Source organism: Pseudomonas sp. P4_B3 (assembly GCF_056402295.1).
Window position 1 is genome coordinate 52,701 of sequence record NZ_JBFUHR010000025.1, and the last position, 24,942, is coordinate 77,642.

At 59.2% G+C, this 24,942-nt stretch carries 20 protein-coding genes and 1 pseudogene; 12 read left to right on the forward strand and 9 right to left on the reverse strand.

All coding sequences use genetic code 11. The annotated features are described in order from the left end of the window. Window positions 1-10 precede the first annotated feature (10 nt). Window positions 11-370, forward strand: a complete 360-nt coding sequence (locus AC1DWG_RS25580; RefSeq protein ID WP_223550377.1) for a cupin domain-containing protein — start codon at window positions 11-13, stop codon at window positions 368-370. Here AC1DWG_RS25580 and AC1DWG_RS25585 read toward each other — a convergent pair. The 3 genes from AC1DWG_RS25585 to AC1DWG_RS25595 all read right to left on the reverse strand — a co-directional run bounded on the left by AC1DWG_RS25585 (window position 367) and on the right by AC1DWG_RS25595 (window position 4,851). Beyond that, a complete protein-coding gene (locus AC1DWG_RS25585; RefSeq protein WP_477753279.1) occupies window positions 367-1,404 on the reverse strand; it encodes a GGDEF domain-containing protein in 1,038 nt (345 codons plus the stop codon). The two genes, AC1DWG_RS25580 and AC1DWG_RS25585, sit on opposite strands and share 4 nt — an antisense overlap. A 362-nt stretch (window positions 1,405-1,766) precedes the next feature. Then, the gene (locus tag AC1DWG_RS25590; RefSeq protein ID WP_477762304.1) at window positions 1,767-3,419 is read right to left on the reverse strand and encodes a SulP family inorganic anion transporter; all 1,653 of its coding nucleotides are present in this window, start codon (window positions 3,417-3,419) and stop codon (window positions 1,767-1,769) included. Window positions 3,420-3,570: 151 nt separating this feature from the next. After that, complete coding sequence (locus tag AC1DWG_RS25595) at window positions 3,571-4,851, reverse strand: serine/threonine transporter (RefSeq protein WP_477762305.1); 1,281 nt, start codon at window positions 4,849-4,851, stop codon at window positions 3,571-3,573. 377 nt (window positions 4,852-5,228) lie between these two features. On the opposite strand from AC1DWG_RS25595, the gene AC1DWG_RS25600 reads away from it, so the two are divergent. The 5 genes from AC1DWG_RS25600 (at window position 5,229) to AC1DWG_RS25620 (ending at window position 9,387) form a co-directional block, all read left to right on the forward strand. Continuing rightward, window positions 5,229-5,612 (forward strand): tautomerase family protein, encoded by a 384-nt coding sequence (locus AC1DWG_RS25600; RefSeq protein WP_477762306.1) that lies wholly within the window; start codon window positions 5,229-5,231, stop codon window positions 5,610-5,612. Between the two features lie 29 nt (window positions 5,613-5,641). After that, the gene (locus tag AC1DWG_RS25605; protein ID WP_477788500.1) at window positions 5,642-6,283 is read left to right on the forward strand and encodes a TetR/AcrR family transcriptional regulator; all 642 of its coding nucleotides are present in this window, start codon (window positions 5,642-5,644) and stop codon (window positions 6,281-6,283) included. After that, window positions 6,274-7,239, forward strand: a complete 966-nt coding sequence (locus AC1DWG_RS25610) for a 2-hydroxyacid dehydrogenase (RefSeq protein ID WP_477762308.1) — start codon at window positions 6,274-6,276, stop codon at window positions 7,237-7,239. The genes AC1DWG_RS25605 and AC1DWG_RS25610 overlap by 10 nt, the downstream gene beginning before the upstream one ends. 144 nt (window positions 7,240-7,383) lie before the next feature. Next, on the forward strand, window positions 7,384-8,451 hold the full coding sequence (locus AC1DWG_RS25615) for a phosphotransferase family protein (protein WP_477762309.1): 1,068 nt from the start codon (window positions 7,384-7,386) through the stop codon (window positions 8,449-8,451). Between the two features lie 168 nt (window positions 8,452-8,619). After that, window positions 8,620-9,387 (forward strand): SDR family oxidoreductase, encoded by a 768-nt coding sequence (locus AC1DWG_RS25620; RefSeq protein ID WP_477788501.1) that lies wholly within the window; start codon window positions 8,620-8,622, stop codon window positions 9,385-9,387. A gap of 124 nt (window positions 9,388-9,511) precedes the next feature. Here AC1DWG_RS25620 and AC1DWG_RS25625 read toward each other — a convergent pair whose 3' ends face one another. Next, window positions 9,512-10,537 carry a hypothetical protein gene (locus AC1DWG_RS25625; protein ID WP_477788502.1) on the reverse strand — a complete coding sequence of 342 codons (1,026 nt, stop codon included), beginning with the start codon at window positions 10,535-10,537 and terminating at the stop codon, window positions 9,512-9,514. 195 nt (window positions 10,538-10,732) lie between these two features. Here AC1DWG_RS25625 and AC1DWG_RS25630 point away from each other — a divergent pair. Further along, window positions 10,733-11,232: pseudogene (locus AC1DWG_RS25630) on the forward strand (SDR family oxidoreductase); the annotation flags it as partial. 117 nt (window positions 11,233-11,349) lie between these two features. Here AC1DWG_RS25630 and AC1DWG_RS25635 read toward each other — a convergent pair. After that, window positions 11,350-13,908: a hypothetical protein gene (locus tag AC1DWG_RS25635; protein WP_477788503.1), complete on the reverse strand. Its 2,559-nt coding sequence runs from the start codon at window positions 13,906-13,908 to the stop codon at window positions 11,350-11,352. A gap of 22 nt (window positions 13,909-13,930) precedes the next feature. Between AC1DWG_RS25635 and AC1DWG_RS25640 the strand changes: the two genes are divergently transcribed. Further along, complete coding sequence (locus AC1DWG_RS25640; RefSeq protein WP_477762313.1) at window positions 13,931-14,179, forward strand: hypothetical protein; 249 nt, start codon at window positions 13,931-13,933, stop codon at window positions 14,177-14,179. Window positions 14,180-14,542: 363 nt separating this feature from the next. Here the strand turns inward: AC1DWG_RS25640 and AC1DWG_RS25645 are convergent, their stop codons facing one another. After that, window positions 14,543-15,664 carry a helix-turn-helix transcriptional regulator gene (locus AC1DWG_RS25645; RefSeq protein WP_477788504.1) on the reverse strand — a complete coding sequence of 374 codons (1,122 nt, stop codon included), beginning with the start codon at window positions 15,662-15,664 and terminating at the stop codon, window positions 14,543-14,545. Window positions 15,665-15,884: 220 nt separating this feature from the next. Here AC1DWG_RS25645 and AC1DWG_RS25650 point away from each other — a divergent pair, with 220 nt between their 5' ends. Further along, complete coding sequence (locus AC1DWG_RS25650) at window positions 15,885-16,343, forward strand: REP-associated tyrosine transposase (RefSeq protein WP_477762315.1); 459 nt, start codon at window positions 15,885-15,887, stop codon at window positions 16,341-16,343. 91 nt (window positions 16,344-16,434) lie between these two features. Here AC1DWG_RS25650 and AC1DWG_RS25655 read toward each other — a convergent pair whose 3' ends face one another. Beyond that, window positions 16,435-17,718, reverse strand: coding sequence for a Zn-dependent hydrolase (locus AC1DWG_RS25655; protein WP_477788505.1), 1,284 nt, complete (start codon window positions 17,716-17,718; stop codon window positions 16,435-16,437). A gap of 141 nt (window positions 17,719-17,859) precedes the next feature. Beyond that, window positions 17,860-19,344, reverse strand: coding sequence for an NCS1 family nucleobase:cation symporter-1 (locus AC1DWG_RS25660; protein ID WP_477788506.1), 1,485 nt, complete (start codon window positions 19,342-19,344; stop codon window positions 17,860-17,862). 540 nt (window positions 19,345-19,884) lie between these two features. On the opposite strand from AC1DWG_RS25660, the gene hydA reads away from it, so the two are divergent. The 3 genes from hydA (at window position 19,885) to preA (ending at window position 24,122) form a co-directional block, all read left to right on the forward strand. Beyond that, window positions 19,885-21,324 carry a dihydropyrimidinase gene (hydA, locus tag AC1DWG_RS25665; RefSeq protein WP_477788507.1) on the forward strand — a complete coding sequence of 480 codons (1,440 nt, stop codon included), beginning with the start codon at window positions 19,885-19,887 and terminating at the stop codon, window positions 21,322-21,324. 155 nt (window positions 21,325-21,479) lie between these two features. Beyond that, complete coding sequence (locus tag AC1DWG_RS25670) at window positions 21,480-22,847, forward strand: NAD(P)-dependent oxidoreductase (RefSeq protein ID WP_477788508.1); 1,368 nt, start codon at window positions 21,480-21,482, stop codon at window positions 22,845-22,847. Beyond that, on the forward strand, window positions 22,848-24,122 hold the full coding sequence (preA, locus tag AC1DWG_RS25675; protein WP_477762319.1) for an NAD-dependent dihydropyrimidine dehydrogenase subunit PreA: 1,275 nt from the start codon (window positions 22,848-22,850) through the stop codon (window positions 24,120-24,122). A 127-nt stretch (window positions 24,123-24,249) separates the two neighbouring features. Here the strand turns inward: preA and AC1DWG_RS25680 are convergent, their stop codons facing one another. Beyond that, window positions 24,250-24,870 (reverse strand): TetR/AcrR family transcriptional regulator, encoded by a 621-nt coding sequence (locus AC1DWG_RS25680; RefSeq protein ID WP_008017494.1) that lies wholly within the window; start codon window positions 24,868-24,870, stop codon window positions 24,250-24,252. Window positions 24,871-24,942: the final 72 nt, after the last annotated feature.

Consider the following 24,942-nt stretch of genomic DNA (forward strand, 5'->3'; position numbering starts at 1 on the left):
GGAGACCACCATGTCCACAGCCCTGCCCCGGCATGTCCTCGACTTCGCCAGCGACCTTGCCCCCCGTGAAACTGAAATCAACGACCCGGCCGTGGTCGACGCGCCTTATCGCAGCAAAAGTTGGCGGCACTTTGTGGCACCCGGGAAAAACGCCGTGGCCGGCATCTGGGAGGCGGGACCGCATCGGGAGCGCTGTCAGTGCGATTACGATGAGCTGTGTCACATTCTGCAAGGCACGGTGCGTCTGACCGATGCCGAGGGCGTTGCGCGCACGTTCGGCCCCGGTGATTCTTTCGTCGTAGCCAGCGGGTTCAATGGCACCTGGGAAAACCTCACCCCGGTGCGCAAGGTCTACTTCATCCTCGGCTAACGTACCTGATTACGCCCGCTGCGCTTGGCCTGATACAGCGCATCGTCGGCACGGGTCAGCAGGGTTTCCGGCGTGTCACCGGGTTGAGCATGAGCCACGCCGAACGACGCGGTGATGGTGTCCAGCACCGTGTCAGTACCTCGGGCCTTGACCCGCAGCGCCTGGATTTTCAGGCGCAGGCGCTCGGCAAAAGCACCGGCGGCCGCCAGATCCGGGCAATCCTTGAGCACGACACAGAATTCTTCACCACCGTAACGCGCGGCAATGGCCTCGGCCGGCAGCGAGTCTCGCAACACCTGGGCGACATGCTGAAGCACGCGGTCACCCAAGGGATGGCCGTACTGGTCGTTGAAGTGCTTGAAGTGGTCGATATCCAGCATCACCAGGGCCACGCCGGTCGCCGCGTTGTTCATCGCCTGCTCGAGCTTGCGATTGAAGGTGGTGCGGTTGAGCAATTCGGTCAGGCCATCGAGGGTCGCGGCCAGTTGGGCGCGCTCCAGTTTGTCGCGCAGGCTTTTGATTTCATGCTGCGCCGACTGTAACTGGGCGAGGAAGTGTTCCTGCTGCCCTTGCATCAGCCGGGTGCTCTGTTGCAGCTGGACCAGGATGCTCGGCAAGTGCTCGCTGGCGGGCTCTTCGAGCATTTTCAGGTATTGGCCAAGGTTGGCCTGGAAATTCTGATTGCCCTTCACGCTACGCGAAACATCGCGCTCCATGTCGTCGACCAGGTTGATCGCTTCCTGTTGCCCGGAACGGGCGTCCGTCAGTTCATCGCGGATGATGTACTCGCGAAACAGTTTGGCGGCCGACTCCGGCGGGAAATAGTCGAAGTCGCTGACCACCCGGTCCAGGTGCCGATTGAGTTCCGGCTCCTGGCCTTTGCTGTAGGTGTACCAGAGCGCGTAGTGCACCGGGTTGGGAGCAATGTTGTGACGAACCATCAGCGGCACTGCCTGCTTGAGCAACGCCGCTGCCTCGCGGGAGTCTTCCGGATACAGCGCTAGAACAGTCGCACGCGTGTCTGATTGGCTCATGGTTTCACTGTGGTTGTTATCATCGGCGATTGGCAAACTCGCTGAGCATAGCCATACGCCCGACAGACGACCATCCCGAATCACACAATCATTTCAACCCGGTACGCCTGTCCCACAGGCCCGATCAACTGTTGGTCGGCATCAAACCGGCCATGTTCTGGCGCCGACGGTACGCGGTATCGCAATTGGCCAGCCTGCTTTTGGTGGGAACGAGCCTGCTCCGGGCGGCGTTCCGACGAAGACGGCGGCACATCCAACATCGATGTGACCGACATACCGCCTTCGCGGGCAAGCCCGCTCCCACAGGTTTTTGTGAACGACATAAATCACTGGGGGGCTTGCCCGCGATGAGGCCAGCACAGTCATTTGTTCAGCCTTAGGGCTTGCTGCACCGCTCCATCCACGCTAAACCCACTCAGCAGCACCCCGCTAACCTCCACCTGCGGCAACGCCGCCAACGCCGTTTGTGCGTCGTCCTTCAGACGCGCCAGAATCAGCTGTTTGCCTTCCTGACGCACCCGCACAAAAAACTCCTGCAACGCCTCGATGCTGGTGCCATCCAGATCGGGCGATTCCTCAAGACTGAGAATCACCGTATGAATCGGCGATTGCGAATGCCGGATCAGACGCAAGGCGCCGCCAAGAATCCGCTCGACGTTGGCAAAGAACAACGCTTCCCCCGGCCGCACAATCATCACGCCAGACACTGCTTGCGCCGTTGGGTGGCGTTGCAGGTCGACAAAGTCGTGACCGCCATCGATGCGCCCCAGAATCTGGATATCCGCCGCCGACATCTGCTTGAGCATCAGCAACATACTGATCGCCACCGCTACCAGCAAGCCGTCCAGCACCCCCAGCACCAACACCGCACCCACGGCGCAGATCACCAGCAAGCGGTCACGGCGCCAGATGAAATACCGTCCCAGCGGCTGCAGGCTCAAGCCGCGCCCCAGGGCATGGATGACGATGGCGGCGAGGATCGGTTCCGGGGTCAGGGCGATGTAAGGCAGAACCGTCACGACAATGATCAGCACCACCAGCGCCGCCACTACACCGGCCAGGCGCGAAGTAGCACCCGCCGCCTCATTGGCCGACGTTGCCGAATACCCTGCCCCCGCCGGCATGCCGTGGAACAGGCCGGACAACAGGTTGGATGCCCCCAGCGCAAGCAGGTCGCGGTTCGAGGTGACGCGATCACCGTGCTTGAGCGCATAGGCACTGATCGAGCCATAAGACTCCGCATACAGAATCATCACCATGGCGAACGCCAATTCACCGAGACGCAGCCAGTCGGCAAACGGCAGTACCGGCAATTTCGGCACCTCCAGGCTCAGGTCGATCACGCCGATAAGCTTCACGCCATAAGCCGGCAGGTCCAGCCACTGCCCCGCCGCAATGCCGATCACCACCACCAACAAACCACCTGGCAGGCGCCGCAAGCGCGCGAACAGCCATAACAAGGCCAATGCCACGGCGCCGACGCCAGCCGCCGCCCAGTTCCATTGCGGCAGTTGTTCCAGCAATTGCGGCAGAAAACCCACCAGGTTGGCCTCGGTCAAATGCACGCCGACCACGCTGGCGACCTGTTTGAGAATGATGGTCGCCGCCAGGCCAAAGGCAAAACCGCGCAGCACCGGTTTGGCGATGAACGACGTCACGCTGCCGAGCTTGAACAGCCCGGCCAGCAAGAAAAACACCCCGGTCACCAGCACCAGGCCGATGGCCAGGGTCGAGCGAAGCCCGGGATCGCCATTGGCCAGGGTGGCGGTCGCGGCGGCCAGCACGGCGGCGGAAGATGAAGTGGCCGAGACAATCGCAAATCGGCTGGTGCCGAACAGGCCATAACACAGCAACCCGGCAAACAAGGCGATCACCCCGGCCTGGGGCGCCAGTGCGGCGATGCTTGAATAGGCGACCGCTTCGGGCAGCAACAGGCCGGCAATCGACAGCCCTGCCAACAGGTCCTGCCAGCGGTTGGGTTGCTCGGTGGGATTAGCGTTTGGGGCGCTCGACAATCCAGTGTCTCCAGGCGAAAAAAACCGCTGCACATATCACGTGCAGCGGCCACTGTAGCTTAAAATCAAAAGATCGCAGCCTTCGGCAGCTCCTACACCGGCCGCGAACCGCTGCGATGTATCGGTCAACCCGATCTCTTGATCTTTAACGTCAGGCAGTCAGCGAGTAAATCAACGCCGTAATCGCCACCAGGCCCACCGCCGTCACGAAGACGTTGGACGCCTGACCGCGATAGCGTGCCATCGCCGGCACCTTGCGGATGGCGTACATCGGCATCAGGAACAGGATCGCCGCAATCACCGGGCCACCCAGGGTTTCGATCATGCCGAGGATGCTCGGGTTCAGCGTGGCGACGATCCAGCACACCACCAGCATGAACGCGGCGGTCATACGGTCCAGGCTCTTGGCGGATGGACGCTTGCCGCTCTTGACGATCAAGCCCTTGAGACCTTCGCTGGCGCCGATGTAGTGGCCCAGGAACGACTTGGAAATGGCCACGAAGGCAATCAACGGCGCCGCAAAGGCGATGGTCGGATTGCTGAAGTGGTTGGCCAGGTACGACAGGATCGACAGGTTCTGCGCCTTGGCTTCAGCCAGTTGCGCTGGCGACAGGGTCAGCACGCAACTGAAGACGAAGAACAGCACCATCACCACCATCAGCAGGTGGGCGCGGGACAGGATCTGCGAGCTGCGCTCCTCGGCGTGCTCGCCGTAGCGACGCTTCTGGTCCACGGCGAACGCCGAGATGATCGGCGAGTGGTTGAACGAGAACACCATCACCGGAATCGCCAGCCACATCGTGTGCAGCAATGCCGACGGCGCCGGCACGCTGCTGGCGGTGGCGAGGATGCCGCCGTTCCAGTGGGGAACCAGGTACACCGCCAGGAACAGCAGCGCAACGATGAACGGGTAGACCATCAGGCTCATGGCCTTGACGATCAATTGCTCACCGCAACGTACCACTGCCAGCAGGCCGAGGATCAGCACCAGCGACAGCACGGCGCGCGGTGGCGGCATGATGTGCAGTTGATGTTCCATGAAGCTGCCGACCGTGTTGGTCAGGGCCACGCTGTAGATCAGCAGGATCGGGAAAATCGCGAAGAAATAAAGCAAGGTGATCAGGGCACCGGCCTTGATACCGAAATGCTCTTCCACCACTTCAGTGATGTCGGCGCCTTCGCGACCGGACAGCACGAAACGGGTCAGCCCGCGGTGTGCGTAGAACGTCATCGGGAACGCCAGCAACGCCAGGATCAGCAGCGGCCAGAAACCGCCCAGGCCTGCGTTGATCGGCAAAAACAGAGTACCCGCACCAATCGCCGTGCCAAACAGGCCCAGCATCCAGGTGGTGTCTTGGCGATTCCAGCTCGACAGTGTTGCTGGTGTCGCGTCTACATAGCGTTCGTTAACGCTATTGGCCTGATCATTCATCCGGTGGGATCTCCACATTCCGGTCACTTGCCACCCGGCCTGGACGCGTCGGAATACCCGACAGGCGGCGTCCGGCCGAAACAGGGGCGCGATTCTGGAGGATTCGTGAGCAGAAGCAAAGACTTAGGTGAGGAACGGTGGTGCCAGATCGCCGATAAATTCACCTGTACGAAACCCGATTTGCAGGAGCTGGCTTGCCAGCGAAGGCGTCCCAAAGTTCGGCACACGGCTTGAGGTCGCCTTCGCCGGCAAGCCGGCTCCTACAAGGGTATGCGGTGATTTCGACACTTGCTCTTGATCGTCTGAGTGCAATCCGCACTTGATAAAGGTCTAGCGTAATGTATTTTTAATTGACCTGTATCCTCCGGAGTCTTCCCATGCCACTGGTTCGCGTCGACATCAAAAAACATCAGGACCCCAACTACGCCAAGCGCATCGGCCAACTGATCTATGCCGCCATGCACAACACCATCGGCGTGCCGGAGAACGATAATTTCCAGATACTCGCCGAACACGATACGCAGCATTTCATCTTTGATCCCGGTTATCTGGGCATCAACCGCACGGACCAGTTGGTGGTGATCCAGATCACCATGAGCGAAGGCCGGACCGTCGAGCAGAAAAAACTCCTCTACAAAACCATTGCCGAGAGCCTTCATGCAGAGCTCGCGGTGCGTCTGGAGGACGTTTTCATTAATCTGGTGGAAGTGAAAAAAGAGAACTGGTCGTTCGGCAACGGGATTGCCCAGTACGCCCTCTGATACTCAACCTGCAACCCCGAGAATGCCCCATGCCCCGAGTTTCCCGCAAACAAGCCGACCTCAACCGCGAGACCATAGTCGAAGCCGCCACACGGCTGTTTCGCGAACGCGGTTTGCACGGGATCAGTGTGGTCGATGTGATGGCTGCCGCGGGCCTGACCCACGGCGGCTTCTACGGGCACTTCGACTCCAGGGAAGCCCTGGCGCAAGAGGCCAGCGGCAGGGCCTTCGAGCAGTCCGCGCAGCGCTGGCAAGCGCGGGTGGCCGAGCATGACAGCAAGGACGCCGCCCGCCGCGCCGTGGTCGGACTGTACCTGTCTCGCGAAAGCCGGGACCATCCGGGCGACAGCTGCCCGGTGGTGGCCTTCGCCGGGGACATGTGCCACGAGACCGCCGAGAGCGGCTTGCGCCAAACCTACATGCAGGGCCTGAACAACCTGCTCGATTCCCTCGGCTCGTTGCTGGACACAGAAGACGAAGCCGGCAAACGGCAGCAGGCGCTGGTGCAGTACTCGCTGATGTTCGGTGCGCTGATGCTGTCCCGGGCCACCCGCGGCGACCCGCTCTCGGACGAGATTCTCGAAGCCGCCCGTGCCACCCTCATGTCGTCGAAACAAAGCGACGTTCAAGCCGAATTTTCGATGCCCACAGGGAGCCAAACATGCCCGTAACCGTTCTGGTACTGGTTGAAACCATCAATGATTACCTGCCCATCCTCGAGCATCAGGGCTTCCATCTGATTCTGGCCCCGACACCCGCCGAGCGCGCCGAAGCCATCGACCGGCACGCCGGACAGATCGACGCCGTCCTCACCCGTGGCCCATTGGGGCTGTATGCCGATGAAATCGCCGCGCTGCCCAACCTCAAGATCATCTGCGTGATCGGTGCCGGCTATGAACACGTCGACCTGCAAGCCGCTGCCGACCGGGGCATCACCGTCACCAATGGCGCCGGGGTCAACGCCTCGTCCGTCGCCGACCATGCCATGGCGCTGCTGCTGTCGCTGGTGCGCGACATACCCCGCTGTGATGCCGCCGTACGGCGCGGCGAGTGGCCGAAGATCATGCGCCCTTCCCTCGCCGGCAAACGCCTGGGCATCCTAGGCCTCGGCGCGGTCGGCATGGCCATCGCCAAACGCGCCAGCGCCGGTTTCGACATGACCATTGGTTACCACAATCGCCAGCTTCGCAGCGATGTGCCCTACACCTTCTACTCGACCCCGACCGAACTGGCGCGCACCTCGGACTTCCTGATCGTCGCCACGCCCGGCGGCCCGGCCACCAGGCACCTGATCAATCGCCAGGTGCTCGACGCGTTGGGCCCCAAGGGGTTTATCGTCAATATCGCCCGGGCCAGCGTGATTGCCACCGCTGACCTGATCAGCGCCCTGGAGCACCGCCGGATCGCCGGTGCCGCGCTGGATGTGTTCGACGCCGAACCGAAGGTGCCGGATGTGCTCAAGACCCTGAGCAACGTGATCCTCACGCCCCATGTCGCCGGGCTGTCCCCGGAAGCCACCCAAGGCACCGTCGAACTGGTGGGCAAGAACCTCGTGGCGTTTTTCTCCAATCAACCGGTACTGACGCCGATCGACTTGCCACCCACCATGAGCCAGGTCGCCCAGTGACGGCGATTCAAACATCTGTATCAAAAACAATGATTGGCCGGCAACACGCTCACCTATAAGAGCCGTTCGCGGTTGTGGGTGCGCCGTGCGCGCATTAGATTAGCCAATAGTTTCAGGCCTCCAGAATAAGCAGAAGGGATAAGCATGGCGCTTAATGACCAGTCCACCCGTATCCGCACCGGCGAAGAGCTCGATGCCAGCCTGATCGATCCATACCTCAAGGCCCATATTCCGGGGCTCAGCGGTTTGCCGCAGATCAGCCAGTTTCCGGGCGGCGCTTCCAACCTCACCTACTTGCTGGAATACCCCGAACAGGAATTCGTCCTGCGTCGCCCGCCCTTTGGCCACAAGGCCAAGTCGGCCCACGACATGGGCCGTGAATTCCGCATCCTCAATCAACTGCGCGACGGCTTTCCGTACTGCCCGAAAGCCTATGTGCACTGCACCGACGAATCGGTGATCGGTGCCGAGTTCTATGTCATGGAACGGGTCAACGGCATCATCCTGCGCTCGGACCTGCCGCCGGAACTGGGCCTGGATCCGGCGAAAACCGAAGCCTTGTGCAAGAGCTTCATCGACAAATTCGTGGAATTGCATCGAGTCGACTACAACGCCTACGGCCTGGGCGATCTGGGCAAACCCGAAGGTTACGTGGCGCGGCAAATCAAAGGCTGGAGCGATCGCTACGAAAAAGCCCTGACCCCCGATGCGCCACAATGGCAAACGGTGAAAGCCTGGCTCAACGACAAGATGCCGGCCGACCATCCGGTCTCCAGCATCGTGCACAACGACTACCGCTTCGACAACGTGATCCTCGACCCGAACAACCCGATGCAGATCATCGGCGTGCTCGACTGGGAACTGACCACCCTGGGCGATCCGCTGATGGACCTGGGCAACACCCTCGCCTACTGGATCGAAGCCGATGATCCGGCGCCGGTGCAGATGATGCGCCGCCAGCCAAGCCACGCGCCGGGCATGTTGACCCGCCGCGAGTTCGTCGATTACTACGCCGAACGCTCGGGCATCCGCATCGACAATTTCGACTTCTACTACACCTACGGCCTGTTCCGTCTGGCCGGCATCGTGCAGCAGATCTACTACCGCTTCTACCACGGCCAGACCCAGGACAAACGCTTCGCGCAGTTCATTCACATGAACAAGCTGCTGGAGCAAATGAGCTTGCAGGTCATCAACAAATCCAGCCTCTGACCGTACGCGATCCCTTGTAGGAGCGAGCTTGCTCGCGAAGGTCGTTAACGATGACGCGCATCTACTGGCCAAAACGCAGCGCCCTCGGAGTAAATTCGCCCCTACTGAACAGCATTAGCCACACCCCGGCATTTGACTCAATAACAAGACTTTTTATAAGGGAATCCCATGTCCAAGACCCAGTTGTTCGACCTCGACGGCAAGATCGCTTTCGTCTCCGGCGCCAGCCGTGGCATCGGTGAAGCCATCGCCAAACTGCTGGCCCAGCAAGGCGCCCACGTGATCGTCTCCAGCCGCAAACTCGACGGCTGCCAACACGTCGCCGACGCGATCATCGCCGCCGGCGGCAAGGCCACCGCCATCGCCTGCCACATCGGCGAAATGGAACAGATCAGCCAGGTCTTCGCCGGGATCCGCGAACAGTTCGGCCGCCTCGACATCCTGGTCAACAACGCCGCGACCAACCCGCAGTTCTGCAACGTGCTGGACACCGACCTCAGCGCCTTCCAGAAAACCGTCGACGTGAACATCCGCGGCTACTTCTTCATGTCGGTCGAAGCCGGCAAGCTGATGCGCGAAAACGGTGGCGGCAGCATCATCAACGTGGCGTCGATCAACGGTGTTTCGCCGGGGATCTTCCAGGGCATCTACTCGGTGACCAAGGCGGCGGTGATCAACATGACCAAGGTGTTTGCCAAGGAATGCGCGCAGTTCGGGATTCGGTGCAATGCGTTGTTGCCGGGGTTGACGGATACCAAGTTCGCTTCGGCACTGGTGAAGAATCAGGCAATCTTGAATACCGCACTGGCGCAGATTCCATTGAAGCGCGTGGCGGATCCGAGTGAGATGGCCGGGGCAGTACTTTATTTGGCGAGTGATGCGTCGAGTTATACGACTGGGGTTTCGTTGAATGTGGATGGGGGTTTCCTGTCCTGACTTGGTAGTTTAATGAAAAGAGAGGCAGCGATTGCTGCCTTTCTTACTTTCATTCTCAACCAATGCTATCCGCATGCATATTTAAGTAAGGGTTCCAAGAGGAAGTAATTAACTAATTTTGTGGTCACTGCACCAAAATGGTCAGTATTGAGGATGCGGAATATGCCCCCCCTCGAATAAAGAACCGCATGGAAAACTCGCCGGACTGAAGGAACTTCATGTTCCAATCCCACTTCCCTCCAGGTGGCCGATGCCTTTCGCCCCCCAGGGCTGGCTCAATTTCTACAACATTACCCGTGGGCGGACTGACCCATTCCAGTTTGGCAAACTGGTCAGTAGAAGGTACCGAAGAACCACGCGCGAACCTAACGAGATACGTAACGTTTCGAGTGACAACCATGCGCTGGACATCCCCCAAAAAATCATTACCTCTATAAAGAATATAGATATTCGGACTGTCGTTTATCATCAGTACCTTGCAAACCGGCGCGAGCAAAGCTTGGGTCATGCCTCCACCCAACATACTTAGCTGAAACTTACCAACGCCTCCCAAACTGGTAACAGTCCACCGGTGCTCAGCCTGTTCCTGATCGAAAGGCGGCTCACACTTTAAATCCTCAGGTTTGAGGCCCTCGATTATTGATCGTTTCAACGCCACAGGAAGTCCCGCCACAGGGCTGTTGTTTTTGGGGCGGAGTGAAACGATATGAGGTTCCCCATGGTAGAAATCGATACCAGTGGGCGGAACAGCCCCTCCATCAATCAAGAGGTCTGCCTCATCCGCCAAATTGCTCGAAATCACCAGGCTTCGGTGCTCCCACGGCACCTCCACTTCCCTGCTGAAAAACACCAGGGTGATACGACCGCTCTTGCCAGCGCCCGGCGTAATCTTCCAATGGAACTGGCCATCGACGGGAGCCACCCAATCGCCAAAATTCGGCGATGCGACGATGGTCAAACCGCCCCCCTCAGCCAGCCCCAGATTGATCGCCCTGGCGATCGCGGGTGGAGCCTCCACCGTCACTTCGTTCTCCTGCCCACGGAGCAAAACGAGCTCCGCCTCCCATTCCACTTTGTTGCCGTTGATCGACAACGTTGCTTGTTCCCAAGGGCTTGCTGCAGCGGTTGCAGCGTTTAGTTCGGCGGTCATGACGACAATTCCTTTTCAGTTATGGACATGAAAACAGTCCGTTAACTATCAGGAAAAATCGAGGTGCCGGAAACTGTCATAACTGACAGGTAAATTAGAACATGGTGCAATAAAAACCCAATCTCTCGTATCAAAAGTCATATAGAGAATGCAATCAGTGCTCCACTCAACAGTGGGCTCACTCTCGTATTCAGCGCCTGCCACATCGGCGAAATGGAACAATCAGCCAGGTCTTCGCCGACATCAAGGAACAGTTCGGCCACCTCGACATCCTAGTCAACAACGCCGCGACCAACCCACAGTTCTGCAACGTGCTGGACACCGACCTCAGCGCCTTCCAGAAAACCGTCGACGTGAACATCCGCGGCTACTTCTTCATGTCGGTCGAAGCCGGCAAGCTGATGCGCGAAAACGGTGGCGGCAGCATCATCAACGTCGCCTCGATCAACGGTGTTTCGCCGGGCATCTTCCAGGGCATCTACTCGGTGACCAAGGCGGCGGTCATCAACATGACCAAGGTGTTTGCCAAGGAGTGTGCGCAGTTCGGGATTCGGTGCAATGCCTTGCTGCCGGGGTTGACGGATACCAAGTTCGCTTCGGCACTAGTGAAGAATGAGGCGATTTTGAAGACGGCGCTGGCGCAGATTCCGCTGAAGCGGGTGGCGGATCCGAGTGAGATGGCTGGGGCGGTGTTGTGAGTTGTTGGGGGCAACCAAGCAGGTTGGGATTGAAAAAAACCCTGCAGTAAAAAACTGCAGGGAATGGTGGTTTTTAACCTTGAATCGAGGTCGTCTAATGGGTGTCCCCTTTCCTCATTCAGTTACACGAAAAACTGCCGTCACGTCCATATCATCAACGCTTGCCTCCAGTCTAAGCCAAATACCAACCCCAACATTCTCTTTGAGGGATACGATCATTGTTACACCGTCGGGTGTTATGGGTTGAGAACTGACAATTGGTGGTGAAGAATTCATATTCGCATCCCAACCTGCCCCCCCACTTAATTTGAGGGGGGCACTGGTGGAAATATCCGGCTTTAACTTGAAAGTCAGTGGCAACCGGGTGCCATGTTTAATATCAATAACACCTCCAGACTTTACCTCTCCGTTGTAGTAAACATCAAGTTCGTATCGCGCAGCCATAGTGTTAGTCTGCGTTAGGAGCATCGCCGTTTCTGTAGCATTGAATAGCTTTACCTTGAATGTTGAATGTTTATTCTTCACGCCTTTGAGCTTCCATTCATGCTTCGCGGATAATTGGCGAAAAGGCGGTTGGCAAACAATGTCATCATCTTCAAGGTCCGAGTCAGGAACCAAATCAAGGGCCAAGGGAACATCCCTCCACACTTTCCCGTTCTTGTAATTCAAAGTGATTGTATAAGTTGTACCTACATGGAACGTTGCAGAGTGTGTTTCTGGCCACGGTGTGCCGTCCAATACAGGTGTCACCTCATCATACAGGTTGCCAGACGACAACCTGCTCACTGCCACAGTGATCGGGTTGGTCATGTCCTTGCCCGCGAGACGCAGCTGGAACGTTCCGTTGTTGGCCGAGCCAGTGACGTCCCAACGATGAGGAGTGGTTTGCGCGCTAGCAAATGCAGGCACACTCACCACATCGTCCGGATCAAGGCCGCTTATGATCGTGCAGGTCAGCGTTACCGGATACCCGACGATCGGACTGCCAGGTTTGGGCGTCAGCGTAACGGCTTGGGCTTGCCCCCAGAAAAACTGATTGCCATCAGGAGGAACCGCCACGCCATTGATCTTGACTTCGGCTTCGTCGGCCAGATTGGGCGACAGCAGCTTGCTCACCGCCACATTGATCGGGTGAGTCATGTCCTTCCCCGCGAGACTCAGCTGGAAGGTTCCGCTTTTGGTCGAGCCGGTGACGCGCCAGCTGTGAGTTGTTTGCTCGCTGCCAAATGCAGGCGCACTCACCACATTGGCCGCAACAAGGCCGCTTTTGACCTCGCACGTCAGCGTAACCGGATGCCCGGCGATCGGACTGCCAGCTTTGGGCGTCAGCGTAACGACCTGAGCCTGTCCCCTGAAAAACACGTTGCCACCGGGAGGAACCGCCACGCCACCGATCTTGACGTCCGCCTCATCAGCCAGGTTGGTCGACATTACCTTACAGACGGGCAGTGTAATGCCAGTGGTCATGTCCGCACCTTTCAACTCCAGTTTGAACGTGCCGCTGTTGGTATGGGAGTTGACTGCCCAGGTATTCTTGCCTGACGCGGTGACCGTCAGATTGCCAGGTTGCACGCCCGTGAGCGGCGTGCCTGTCAGCGCCAGCGGGTAGTCTTGCAGGGGGCTGCCTGGCTTGTAGGTCAGGGTGACGGCCTGCGGCTCATTCCTGAAAAACACGGCACCGGCGGCCGGGGAAGCAACACCGCCCACCAGGACCTGATCCACTTCATCCGCCAGGTTGCTCGAAATCACCAGGCTTCGATGCTCCCACGACGCCTCCACTTCCCTGCTGTAAAACGCCAGGGTGATAACACCGCTCTTGCCAGCGTCCGACGTAATCTTCCAATTGAACCGGTCATCGACGGGAGCCACCCACTCGTCAAAATTCGGCGATGCGACGATGTTCAAACCGCCACCCTCAGCCAGGCCCAGATTGATCGCCCTGGCGATCGCGGGTGGAGCCTCCACCGTCACATCGTTCTCCTGCCCACGGAGCAAAACGAGCTCCGCCCCCCATTCCACTTTGTTGCCGTTGATCGACAACGTGGCCTGCTCCCAAGGACTGTCCACATACACATTGATCGTAAAACTCTGCTCTGCCGTTGTGTCGTCATAAGGGCTATGAACCTTTGCCGTCATCGTATGCTTCCCCGCAGTGGTGACGGCATGTTCGAACTTGCTCCACCCCAGACCGGTAGTCGGCACCTTCTGCACAATCTCCCCGTCGTAGTACCACTCGACCTCAACGCCCTCCAGTTCCTTGCCTGTATAAAACGAACCGATTTGAACCTCCGCGGCCACTTTGTCCCCCACCACCGGAGCGCTGATCGGGTCACGTTTACTGAGAATGGCTCGCCGATAGTCGCCCAATTTCAATGCAACTTTACAAGGCGCGGCGGTAAATTCACTTTGCAGCTGAAGATTGAAATCGATGTCCGTTCCATTCGCCGGGCAATTCAACTTCCACTCAGTGCCCGCCGCCAGAAACTTCTGATACTGGCCCAACTCAGGATCGGTAGTGATCGGTGAGGACTCCCCCTGAACCTGATTGAAACTCACTCCCTGATTCACCCATGGGCTATCCGCCCCGGCCGCAATCTTGAAGTCATGTTCAGCTCCGTGACAGATGTACACGGGTTCGTTTCCTGTGGCTCCGGCTTTAAATTCGATGGTCATGGCGGGCTCTCGATGCTGGCAAGTGAATGATCAGGGATGGTCATTCAACTATCAGGAAAAATCGGTACGCCAGAAACTGTCAGAGTTGACAGTTTCTCTAGAACCATTTGCGATAAAGAAGCGCTTCAAAAGACCGATGGCTTTCGGCAACTGCCAGCCGAACTGCACCGACAGCACTCGCAATGACCAACACGACGGCACGCACGAGCGGCGGCAGCATCCGCGCATCGCGCGGTTCGCGCCTTCGATTTCCTCAACACGGGCCGACTGAAGGCCGCGCTGGGGTTTACTGCGTCACGCAGCGAGTCGTGGTGGTGACTCGGGTCACCTCCCCGTCTTCGCCCCGTACATCACCGAGGACATCGGTTTTATCCATGGCCTGGCAGGTACGTTCAGGAGGTGGTGGAGTGACTGTTGGAGGGGGTGGCGGACTGGCACAGCCGCCGAGAATCGCCACGCACAATGCCAGCGACAAAGGTGAGATAACGCGTTTCCCAAGAGTTTTCATCGGTTGACCCGCGATAAGTGATCGACACATTTTTGTGACAACAGAACCGGCGTGTAAAATCCACACGCCTGTCACAAAAATAAATATCCGCGAATCACTTATGGCCCGGCCGGTGGCATTTGCACCTTACCGTTGCCCCTTGGGCCGCCATTCGCTGGAGAACAGTCCCCGCTCCCGCGCCCAGACAATCGCTTCATTGCGGCTGTGCACATTGAGTTTGGAATACACCGCCGCCACATGGTTACGCACTGTATTCGGCGCGAGTTTCAGGCGCGCGGCGATTTCCTTGTCGGCCCGGCCTTCGCATATCAGGCCCAGCACTTCGCGCTCACGGGCAGTCAGGTCGGTGAAGGACACGCTGGGCAACTTCGGTGAATTGACGTTCTTCACCTTGGCCAGTTTTTCGATCAGCGTGCGGCTGAACCATGAGGCGTCCTTCATCGCTTCCTCGATGGCCGACACCAGTTCCAGCTCGGTGCGCCTGCGCTCGGTGATGTCCACCAGCACCAGCAGATAGCAGGGGTTGTCTTGAATGTTCACAGTGTCCGCCGACACGGTGCAATCGATCAGCCCGGCGTCTTTTCTGCGCACGCGCACATCGATGCGGTCCAGGCTGCCGGATTTCTCCAGCGCGGCGAACAGCCAGATGCGCGCGTTTTTGTCGTCGATGAAATCGATCTGCGCAATGCTGATCCCAAGCACTTCCTCACGGGGATAACCGAGGGTATCGAGGAACGCTTCGTTGACGTCCAGCACCCGTTGATCAGCCGCGTAGCACAATAGAATCGGCACCGGGGACAGGCGAAACGCGCAAGCGAAACGTTGCTCGGCGCTGACCCGGTCGGTTACATCGTCCATGATCAATACCAGCGATTCCGGCTCGCCATGGCTGTCGGTCAATACCAGGCCGCGCACGCGATGGACCCAGGTACGCTCTTCGTCCGCCGCCGAGGTCACCTCCACCAGCACATCGCTGAACGTCTCGCCACGGGCCACCCGGTTGATCGGATAGCTGTCGGCTGGCACCCCATGATTGTTGCGATGGCGCAAGGCGAAGCGTTTGGCATACGCCTCGGCGTTGGCACCCAGTTCGCTGACTTGCGAGACACCGTGCATAGCCAGCGCCGCCTCGTTGGCCCACAGGATGCTCTGGTCGGGGTCCAGCAGAATCACCCCGTCGGACAGGCCGGCGATGATTTGCTGCAACTGACGGCGATTGGTTTCAGTGGTCAGGACGTCCTGGCTCATAGGATCTCCCCGCGTGCGGCGGCGCAGTCATGCGCCGGCCTGTGAAGATTACGACCGCGGGCGTTCATGATCGTGCAGATGTAGGAGCTGCCGAAGGTTCGGGCCGCGTAAGCACGCGATTTTTTTGGCGTATTTGAAATATTTCGCAAATGCTTTCAACCATGGCGTCCACGCTAACGGCTAACGTTCATCTGTCAATACATTTCAAGGAGGGCAAGGAATGCCTGTCGCTGCAAATGGATGTCGCCTGCGCAACGCTCGATTTTCGGAATCAGGTCGTATTTATCTACTGACCGCTGTCGCCCATCGACGAGAGCCGGTGTTCGCAGATTGGCGGATTGGACGGCTTCTGGTCGATCAACTACGTTGTGCCGATGAAGCATCGCTAGTGACCTCCATGGCCTGGGTTGTCATGCCGGATCATCTGCATTGGTTGATGGAATTGAAGCACGGCACGTTGGCCGAGCTGATGTTCCGAATCAAATCCAGAAGCAGCCGCTCGATCAATCTTGTGCGTGGTGATATGGGCCGTCTGTGGCAGCGTGGTTACTACGACCGTGCTTTGCGCCGGGAAGAAGACATCAAGGACGCTGCCCGCTACATCGTCATGAATCCGTTGCGTGCGGGGTTGGTGAAGCGCATTGGCGATTACTCGCTGTGGGATGCCATTTGGGTTTGAAGATCAAGATCAAAAGATCGCAGCCTTCGGCAGCTCCTACGGGGTACACAATTCTCTGTAGGAGCTGCCGAAGGCTGCGATCTTTTTAGGCTCAGGCAGTCAACTCGCCCTTCGCCACCGCCGCCGAAGCCGCCAGCATCGCTCGCAACAACACAGCACACCCCGCCGCCAGATCGTCCGGCGCGGCGTTTTCGATTTCGTTATGACTAATGCCGCCTTCGCACGGCACGAAGATCATCCCGGCCGGGCCGAGTTCGGCGAGAAAGATCGCGTCGTGCCCGGCGCCGCTGACGATGTCCATGTGCGAAAGGCCCAAGTCTTGGGCGGCGCCGCGCACGGCTTCAACGCAGCCTTTGTCGAAGTACAGCGGCGGGAAGTCGGCCGTTGGCGTGAGCTCGAAGGTCAGGCCGTGTTCGTCGCAGGTGGTTTCGATGACTTCGCGCACTTCGTCGATCATCGAGTCCAGGCGCGCCGGTTCCAGGTGCCGGAAGTCCAGGGTCATGCGCACTTCGCCGGGGATGACATTGCGCGAGCCGGGATAGGCCTGCAGGCAACCGACGGTGCCGCAGGCATGGGGTTGATGGCTGAGGGCGGCGCGATTGAGCGCTCCGACGATCATCGCGGCACCGACCAGGGCGTCCTTGCGCAGGTGCATCGGAGTCGGGCCGGCATGGGCTTCGACGCCGCGCAGTTTCAGGTCGAACCATTTCTGCCCGAGGGCGCCCATGACCACGCCTATGGTCTTGCGTTCGTCTTCAAGGATCGGGCCTTGCTCGATGTGGGCTTCGAAATAAGCGCCGACTTTGTGGCCACTGACTTTACGCGGGCCAGCGTAGCCAATGGCATTCAGCGCTTCACCCACGGTCACGCCATCGGCATCGACCTTGGCCAGGGTTTCCTCGAGGGTGAATTTTTCCGCGAACACGCCGGAACCCATCATGCACGGGGCGAAGCGCGAGCCTTCCTCGTTGGTCCAGACCACCACTTCCAGCGGCGCTTCGGTTTCGATGTTCAGGTCGTTTAGGGTGCGCAGCACTTCGACGCCGGCCAATACACCGAAGCAACCATCGAACTTGCCGCCGGTGGGCTGGGTGTCGATGTGGCTGCCGGTCATCACCGGCGGCAGGTCGGGGTTGCGCCCGGGGCGACGGGCGAAGATATTGCCGACGGCGTCGATGCTGACGGTGCAGCCGGCATCGATACACCACTTGACGAAGATGTCCCGGGCCTGGCGGTCGAGGTCGGTCAGGGCCAGGCGACACACGCCGCCCTTGACCGTGGCGCCGAGCCTGGCCAGTTCCATGAGCGATTGCCACAGGCGGTCGCGGTTGATGTGCTGATGGCTGGACTGCAGAACGTCTACGGCTGCGTTCATGATGATCTCCTCAGGCTGTTCTTATGTATTTCTTCAGGCAGTTCTTCGGTGGATTTGAGATCGTCTTCGCTGGCAAGCCAGCTCCTACAGGGGAATGCGTTTGCAATGTAGGAGCTGGCTTGCCAGCGAAGGGGCCATTCGCTACACCGCAGATTTCGCGACAGACGGGCTGGGCCGCATCACACTCAACCCGTAATAAATCACCCCTCCGAGGGCCGAGCCGGTGAACCAGCCATAGCTGTAGAACCAGCTGAACGCATCGCTGCCCAGGGACAGCAACGTCAACACCACCGGCACGCCAAAGGCCATGAAACCGCACCAGTTCCACGCCGGATACACGTCATCGCGGTACAGGCCGGCAAGGTCGAGTTGCTGTTTCTTGATCAGGAAATAGTCCACCACCATGATCCCGGCAATTGGTCCCAGCAGGCTGGAATAGCCAAGCAACCAGTTGGAATAGACGGTTTCGAGACTGACGTCCGAGACAATCAGGCCCAGTTTTTTCAGCAGTTCATGGGCCATCAATGCCAACCCGACAAACCCGGTGAGCAATACTGCCTTGGTACGGTTGATCGCCTTGGGCGCGATGTTCTGGAAGTCATTGGTCGGCGACACGATATTCGCTGCGGTATTGGTCGACAGCGTGGCAATGATGATCAGTGCCATCGCCAGTGCGACCCACACCGGGCTCTGGATATGACCGATCAGGGTCACCGGATCGGACACCGTCACCCCCACCAGTTTCACCGAGGCCGCGGTCATCACCACGCCGAGGGACGCGAACAGGAACATGGTCAGCGGCAAACCGATGATCTGCCCGACAATCTGGTCCTTCTGGCTTTTTGCGTAGCGACTGAAGTCCGGAATGTTCAGTGACAGAGTGGCCCAGAAGCCGACCATCGCCGTCAGCCCGGCGGCGAAGTAGCTGGCCACGCCGGCACCTTCGGGACGCTTGGCCGGAATTGCCAGCAATTCGCTCATCGACACGTTGGGCATGGCCCAGACCAGCAGGCCGACGCCCACCAGCACCAGCAGCGGCGCCGACAGGGTTTCCAGCCATTTGATCGACTCGGCGCCGCGAATCACCACCCACAGATTCAGCGCCCAGAACACCATGAAGCCGATGACTTCGCCGGTGCCGCCCAGGGATTTCCAGCCCTCGAACACCGAACCGAGGAACAGGTGTATCGCCAGCCCGCCGAACATGGTCTGGATGCCGAACCAGCCACACGCCACCAGAGCGCGGATCAGGCACGGAATGTTGGAACCGAGCACACCGAAGGACGAACGCAACAACACCGGAAAGGGAATGCCGTACTTGGTGCCGGGAAAGGCGTTAAGCGTCAGGGGAATCAATACGATGATATTGGCGAACAGAATCGCCAGCAGCGCTTCGCCGACGGTCAGGCCAAAATACGCGGTCAGCACGCCACCGAGGGTGTAGGTCGGCACGCAGATCGCCATGCCGACCCACAACGCGGTGATGTGCCATTTGTTCCAGGTGCGTTCGCGCACCTTGGTCGGTGCAATGTCGTGGTTGTAACGGGGACTGTCGAGGACATCGCTGCCGGCTTCGAGCTCGAACAAGCCGTCGCGCTCGGTCACTTGCGATCTTATCTGTTGCATGGCCGCTCCACTGTTCTTTTGATTATTGTTGCTCATCAGGGGCTGGCGGCATCAATAAACGTGCCGTGTGCCCCGATTACGCATCGGGCAGTTCCATAAACACATTGCAACCAACTGATGTTTATCAGTTTTATTCGCTGACTCGACTATTTGTCAGGCCACTCAGGCCAAATGCCAGGCAAGTTGTCCGGACAGTCAGGACTCAAACTGGTGCGTTGATCTTTTTTTCAATGGCTGCGCATCAACCATAGACCATACTCAAACAGCTGATTTCACATAGGAAATCTTGACTATTTTTCGATCCTGTCAAGTGCGTCAAAATGGTGAGCGGTCTCACCATTTTGGTGATTCTTGTATTTAATCGTTAAATATCAATTAGTTAATAATAGCATAAGCTTATAAAAAATATTCTTGCCGATTCTGATAAGTGCAGCTAGCGTTTAATCCTGACAGCGTTGACAGGATTAGTTCTGTGCGGGCTGTTTTGAATAAAACATCTAGAACCGGCATAAGCCGGTCATTGCCTGCGAGGAACTCGGAATGTCTCTGTTGATCCGTGGCGCCACCGTTATTACCCATGATGAAAGTTATCGCGCCGATGTGTATTGCGCAGACGGCGTGATCAAGGCCATCGGCGAAAATCTCGATATACCTGCAGGCGCCGAAGTGCTCGACGGCAGCGGCCAGTATCTGATGCCCGGCGGCATCGACCCGCACACCCACATGCAACTGCCTTTCATGGGCACTGTGGCCAGCGAGGACTTTTACAGTGGCACGGCGGCGGGACTGGCTGGCGGCACCACCTCGATCATCGATTTCGTGATTCCCAATCCGCAGCAATCCTTGCTCGAAGCCTTCCATCAGTGGCGCGGCTGGGCCGAGAAGTCGGCGTCGGACTACGGCTTTCACGTCGCCATTACCTGGTGGAGCGAGCAGGTCCGCGAGGAAATGGCCGAGTTGGTCAGCCAGCACGGCGTCAACAGCTTCAAGCATTTCATGGCCTACAAGAACGCGATCATGGCCGCCGATGACACCCTGGTGGCGAGTTTCGAACGCTGCCTGGAACTGGGCGCGGTGCCGACCGTTCACGCGGAAAACGGTGAACTGGTGTATCACCTGCAACGCAAACTGATGGCCCAGGGCATCACCGGGCCGGAAGCGCATCCCCTGTCGCGCCCTTCCCAGGTTGAAGGCGAAGCCGCGAGCCGGGCGATCCGCATCGCCGAAACCCTGGGCACGCCTCTGTACCTGGTCCACGTCTCGACCAAGGAAGCGCTGGACGAAATCACCTACGCTCGGGGCAAGGGCCAGCCGGTCTACGGGGAAGTACTGGCCGGGCACCTGCTGCTGGACGACAGCGTCTACCGCGATCCGGACTGGCAAACCGCCGCCGGTTACGTGATGAGCCCGCCGTTCCGCCCTCGCGGCCATCAAGAGGCGCTCTGGCATGGCCTGCAATCGGGCAACCTGCACACCACCGCCACCGACCACTGCTGCTTCTGCGCCGAGCAAAAAGCCGCCGGCCGCGACGACTTCAGCAAGATCCCCAACGGCACCGCCGGCATCGAAGACCGCATGGCGGTGTTGTGGGATGACGGCGTGAACAGCGGACGCTTTTCGATGCAGCAATTCGTCGCGCTGACGTCCACCAACACGGCGAAGATCTTCAACCTCTACCCACGCAAAGGCGCAATCCGCGTCGGTGCCGATGCCGACCTGGTGCTGTGGGACCCGCAAGGCATACGGACCATTTCCGCCACGACCCACCATCAGCAGGTGGACTTCAACATCTTCGAAGGCAAGACCGTGCGCGGCGTGCCCAGCCACACCATCAGCCAGGGCCGCGTGGTCTGGGCCGACGGCGACCTGCGGGCCGAACGCGGTGCCGGGCGCTACATCGAACGGCCGGCGTACCCGGCGGTGTTTGATTTGCTGAGCAAGCGGGCTGAGCTGCACAAGCCTGTTGCCGTGAAACGCTGAGAGCGGCCTTCGGCCTTTCGCTGGCAAGCCAGCTCCTACAAGGGAAATGTATTCCAACCTGTAGGAGCTGGCTTGCCAGCGAAGGCGTCGTCACAAACACCAAAAAAACAATGCCCATCAGAGGCAGCACCTCAAATAACCGTGAGGCCAATACCGTGATCAAGACCCTGGACCACCTCCCGCATCCCGTTGAGAATGCGGCCGCCCTCGCCGGCCATTTCACCGATCTGGCGCCGCCGCTCAACGAGCGTCAGGCGCACCTGGAAGCCTCGCGCTGCCTGTATTGCTACGACGCGCCCTGCGTCAATGCCTGTCCGAGCGAAATCGACATTCCCTCGTTCATTCGCAACATTGCGCAGGACAACGTGCAAGGTGCCGCGCAGAAAATCCTCTCGGCCAACATCCTCGGCGGCAGTTGCGCCCGGGTTTGCCCGACGGAAATTCTTTGCCAGCAAGCCTGCGTGCGCAACAACGCTCACGAATGTGCGCCGGTCATGATCGGCCTGTTGCAGCGCTATGCCGTGGACAATGCGCACTTCAGCACGCACCCCTTCCAGCGCGCTGCCGCCACCGGCAAACGCATCGCCGTGGTGGGTGCCGGTCCGGCCGGGTTGTCTTGTGCTCACCGCAGTGCCATGCACGGTCATGACGTGGTGATCTTCGAGGCGCGGGAAAAAGCTGGCGGCCTCAACGAATACGGGATCGCCAAATACAAGCTGGTGGATGACTACGCGCAAAAGGAGCTTGAGTTCCTGTTGCAGATTGGCGGGATCGAAATCCGCCACGGGCAGAAACTCGGAGAGAACCTGACCCTCAGCGAACTGCACCAACAGTTCGATGCGGTGTTCCTCGGCCTCGGGCTCAACGCCAGCAAACAGCTGGGCCTGGCCCACGAAGACGCGCCCGGCCTGCTCGCCGCCACCGACTACATCCGCGAACTGCGCCAGGCCGATGACCTGAGCCAACTGCCCCTGGCCGACCACTGCATTGTCCTCGGCGCAGGCAACACCGCCATCGACATGGCGGTGCAAATGGCCCGCCTCGGCGCCCACGATGTGAATCTGGTGTACCGCCGTGGCGTCGAGGACATGGGTGCCACCCATCACGAACAGGACATTGCCAAGGCCAATCAGGTGCGGCTGATGACCTGGGCACAACCCGAAGAAGTGCTGCTCGATGACCAGGGCCGCGTGCGCGGCATGCGTTTCGCCCGAACCCATCTGGTGGAAGGTCGCCTGCAAACCACTGGTGAAACCTTCGAACTGGCCGCCGATGCGATCTTCAAGGCCATCGGCCAGGCCTTCGACGGCAGCGCCCTCAGCGATCCGCTGGCCCGTGAGCTCAAACGCCAGGGCGAGCGCATCGAAGTCGATGAAAACCTGCGCACCAGCATCCCCGGCGTGTATGCCGGCGGCGACTGCACCAGCCTCGACCAAGACCTTACCGTGCAAGCCGTGCAGCATGGCAAGCGCGCCGCCGAGGCAATCAATGCTCAACTGATGCTCAATGTGGAGGCTGCGTAAATGGCCGATCTGTCGATTGTCTTCGCCGGCATCAAAGCACCCAATCCCTTCTGGCTGGCCTCCGCGCCCCCCACCGACAAAGCCTACAATGTGGTCCGCGCCTTCGAGGCCGGCTGGGGCGGCGTGGTCTGGAAAACCCTGGGGGAAGACCCGGCGGCGGTGAACGTGTCGTCGCGCTACTCGGCGCACTTCGGGGCTAACCGGGAAGTACTCGGTTTTAACAACATCGAGCTGATCACCGACCGCTCTCTGGAGATCAACCTGCGGGAAATCACCCAGGTCAAAAAGGATTGGCCGGACCGCGCGCTGATTGTGTCGTTGATGGTGCCCTGCGTAGAAGAATCCTGGAAAAACATCCTGCCGCTGGTGGAAGCCACCGGTGCCGACGGCATCGAACTGAACTTCGGCTGCCCCCACGGCATGCCGGAACGTGGCATGGGCGCTGCAGTCGGCCAGGTGCCGGAATACGTGGAACAGGTCACCCGCTGGTGCAAGACGTATTGCTCGCTGCCGGTGATCGTCAAGCTCACGCCGAACATCACCGACATCCGCGTCGCCGCCCGCGCCGCCCATCGAGGCGGTGCCGATGCGGTGTCGTTGATCAATACCATCAACTCGATCACCAGCGTCAACCTCGAACGCATGGTCGCCAACCCCATGGTCGGCAGCCAAAGCACCCATGGCGGTTATTGTGGTTCGGCCGTCAAGCCGATTGCCTTGAACATGGTCGCCGAAATCGCCCGCGACCCGCAGACCCAGGGCCTGCCAATCAGCGGCATCGGCGGCATCGGCAACTGGCGCGACGCCGCGGAATTCATCGCCCTGGGCAGCGGCTCAGTGCAGGTGTGCACCGCGGCGATGTTGCACGGTTTCCGGATTGTCGAGGACATGAAGGACGGATTGTCGCGCTGGATGGACAGTCAGGGCTACGCCAGCATCTCGGAATTTTCCGGCCGCGCGGTGGGCAACACCACGGACTGGAAGTACCTGGACATCAACTATCAGGTGATCGCGAAAATCGATCAGGAGGCGTGTATTGGCTGTGGTCGTTGCCATATCGCTTGTGAGGACACATCGCACCAGGCCGTGGCCAGCCTCAAGCAAGCGGACGGCACTCACAAGTATCAAGTGATCGATGAGGAGTGCGTGGGCTGCAACCTGTGCCAGATCACCTGCCCGGTGCAGGACTGCATCGAGATGGTGCCGGTGGAGACGGGCAAGCCGTTCCTGGACTGGAATCATGATCCGAGGAATCCGTATCACGTTGCCGTTTGATCGCTGAAGATCAAAAGATCGCAGCCTCGTTTCACTCGACAGCTCCTACAGGATTGCGCGTTCCCTTGTAGGAGCTGTCGAGTGAAACGAGGCTGCGATCTTTTCGGACAATGCAAATCCTGTCGGTCTAAGGCTCCAACCCAATCCCCCGCAAAATCACACTGGTCACCGTCTGCACTGCTTTTTCGAACTGCATGTCCGACAGCGGCTGATGATCGTTGAGAATATTCACCTGGTGATCGAAGTCGGCATAGTGCTGGGTCGAGGCCCAGATCATGTACAGCAGGCTCGAGGGTTCCACCGGCAGGATGCGTTTGTCGTCCACCCACTGGCGGATTTTCGCTTCCTTCATCTTGGCCCAGTCGTACAGGCTCGCGTCCAGCGCTGCGCCGAGGGTCGGCGCGCCGTGGATGATTTCATTGGCCCAGACTTTCGAACCATATGGCCGGCTGCGGGAATGGTTCATCTTGGCGCGGATGTAGCTGCTGAGTACCACGCGTGGGTCATCGAACATCTCGAAGCACAGCGCGTCCTGCTTCCAGACTTCCAGCAAGTCGAACAGCACGGCGCTGTACAGTTCGGTCTTGGTGCTGAAGTAGTAGTGCAGGTTGGAACGCGGCAGTTGCACCTCGGCGGCGATGTCGGCCATGGCGGTGCTGCCGAAGCCCTTTTCAGCGAAGACCTTTTCCGCCCCCAGCAGGATTTTTTCGACGTTACTGCGACGAATCTCGATCTTGTGATTGCCCATGCGGATCCCCGACAACAACGTTGGGCAAGACTAGCATCCGCTCTGGACCGCGGCGACAGGGGAAAACGAAAC

Coding starts and splice junctions, on each gene's coding strand:
- AC1DWG_RS25580 (WP_223550377.1), top strand. CDS start 11: ATGTCCACAGCCCTGCCCCGGCATGTCCTCGACTTCGCCAGCGACCTT.
- AC1DWG_RS25585 (WP_477753279.1), bottom strand. CDS start 1,404: ATGAGCCAATCAGACACGCGTGCGACTGTTCTAGCGCTGTATCCGGAA.
- AC1DWG_RS25595 (WP_477762305.1), bottom strand. CDS start 4,851: ATGAATGATCAGGCCAATAGCGTTAACGAACGCTATGTAGACGCGACA.
- AC1DWG_RS25600 (WP_477762306.1), top strand. CDS start 5,229: ATGCCACTGGTTCGCGTCGACATCAAAAAACATCAGGACCCCAACTAC.
- AC1DWG_RS25605 (WP_477788500.1), top strand. CDS start 5,642: ATGCCCCGAGTTTCCCGCAAACAAGCCGACCTCAACCGCGAGACCATA.
- AC1DWG_RS25610 (WP_477762308.1), top strand. CDS start 6,274: ATGCCCGTAACCGTTCTGGTACTGGTTGAAACCATCAATGATTACCTG.
- AC1DWG_RS25615 (WP_477762309.1), top strand. CDS start 7,384: ATGGCGCTTAATGACCAGTCCACCCGTATCCGCACCGGCGAAGAGCTC.
- AC1DWG_RS25620 (WP_477788501.1), top strand. CDS start 8,620: ATGTCCAAGACCCAGTTGTTCGACCTCGACGGCAAGATCGCTTTCGTC.
- AC1DWG_RS25625 (WP_477788502.1), bottom strand. CDS start 10,537: ATGACCGCCGAACTAAACGCTGCAACCGCTGCAGCAAGCCCTTGGGAA.
- AC1DWG_RS25635 (WP_477788503.1), bottom strand. CDS start 13,908: ATGACCATCGAATTTAAAGCCGGAGCCACAGGAAACGAACCCGTGTAC.
- AC1DWG_RS25645 (WP_477788504.1), bottom strand. CDS start 15,664: ATGAGCCAGGACGTCCTGACCACTGAAACCAATCGCCGTCAGTTGCAG.
- AC1DWG_RS25650 (WP_477762315.1), top strand. CDS start 15,885: ATGCCTGTCGCTGCAAATGGATGTCGCCTGCGCAACGCTCGATTTTCG.
- AC1DWG_RS25655 (WP_477788505.1), bottom strand. CDS start 17,718: ATGAACGCAGCCGTAGACGTTCTGCAGTCCAGCCATCAGCACATCAAC.
- AC1DWG_RS25660 (WP_477788506.1), bottom strand. CDS start 19,344: ATGCAACAGATAAGATCGCAAGTGACCGAGCGCGACGGCTTGTTCGAG.
- hydA (WP_477788507.1), top strand. CDS start 19,885: ATGTCTCTGTTGATCCGTGGCGCCACCGTTATTACCCATGATGAAAGT.
- preA (WP_477762319.1), top strand. CDS start 22,848: ATGGCCGATCTGTCGATTGTCTTCGCCGGCATCAAAGCACCCAATCCC.
- AC1DWG_RS25680 (WP_008017494.1), bottom strand. CDS start 24,870: ATGGGCAATCACAAGATCGAGATTCGTCGCAGTAACGTCGAAAAAATC.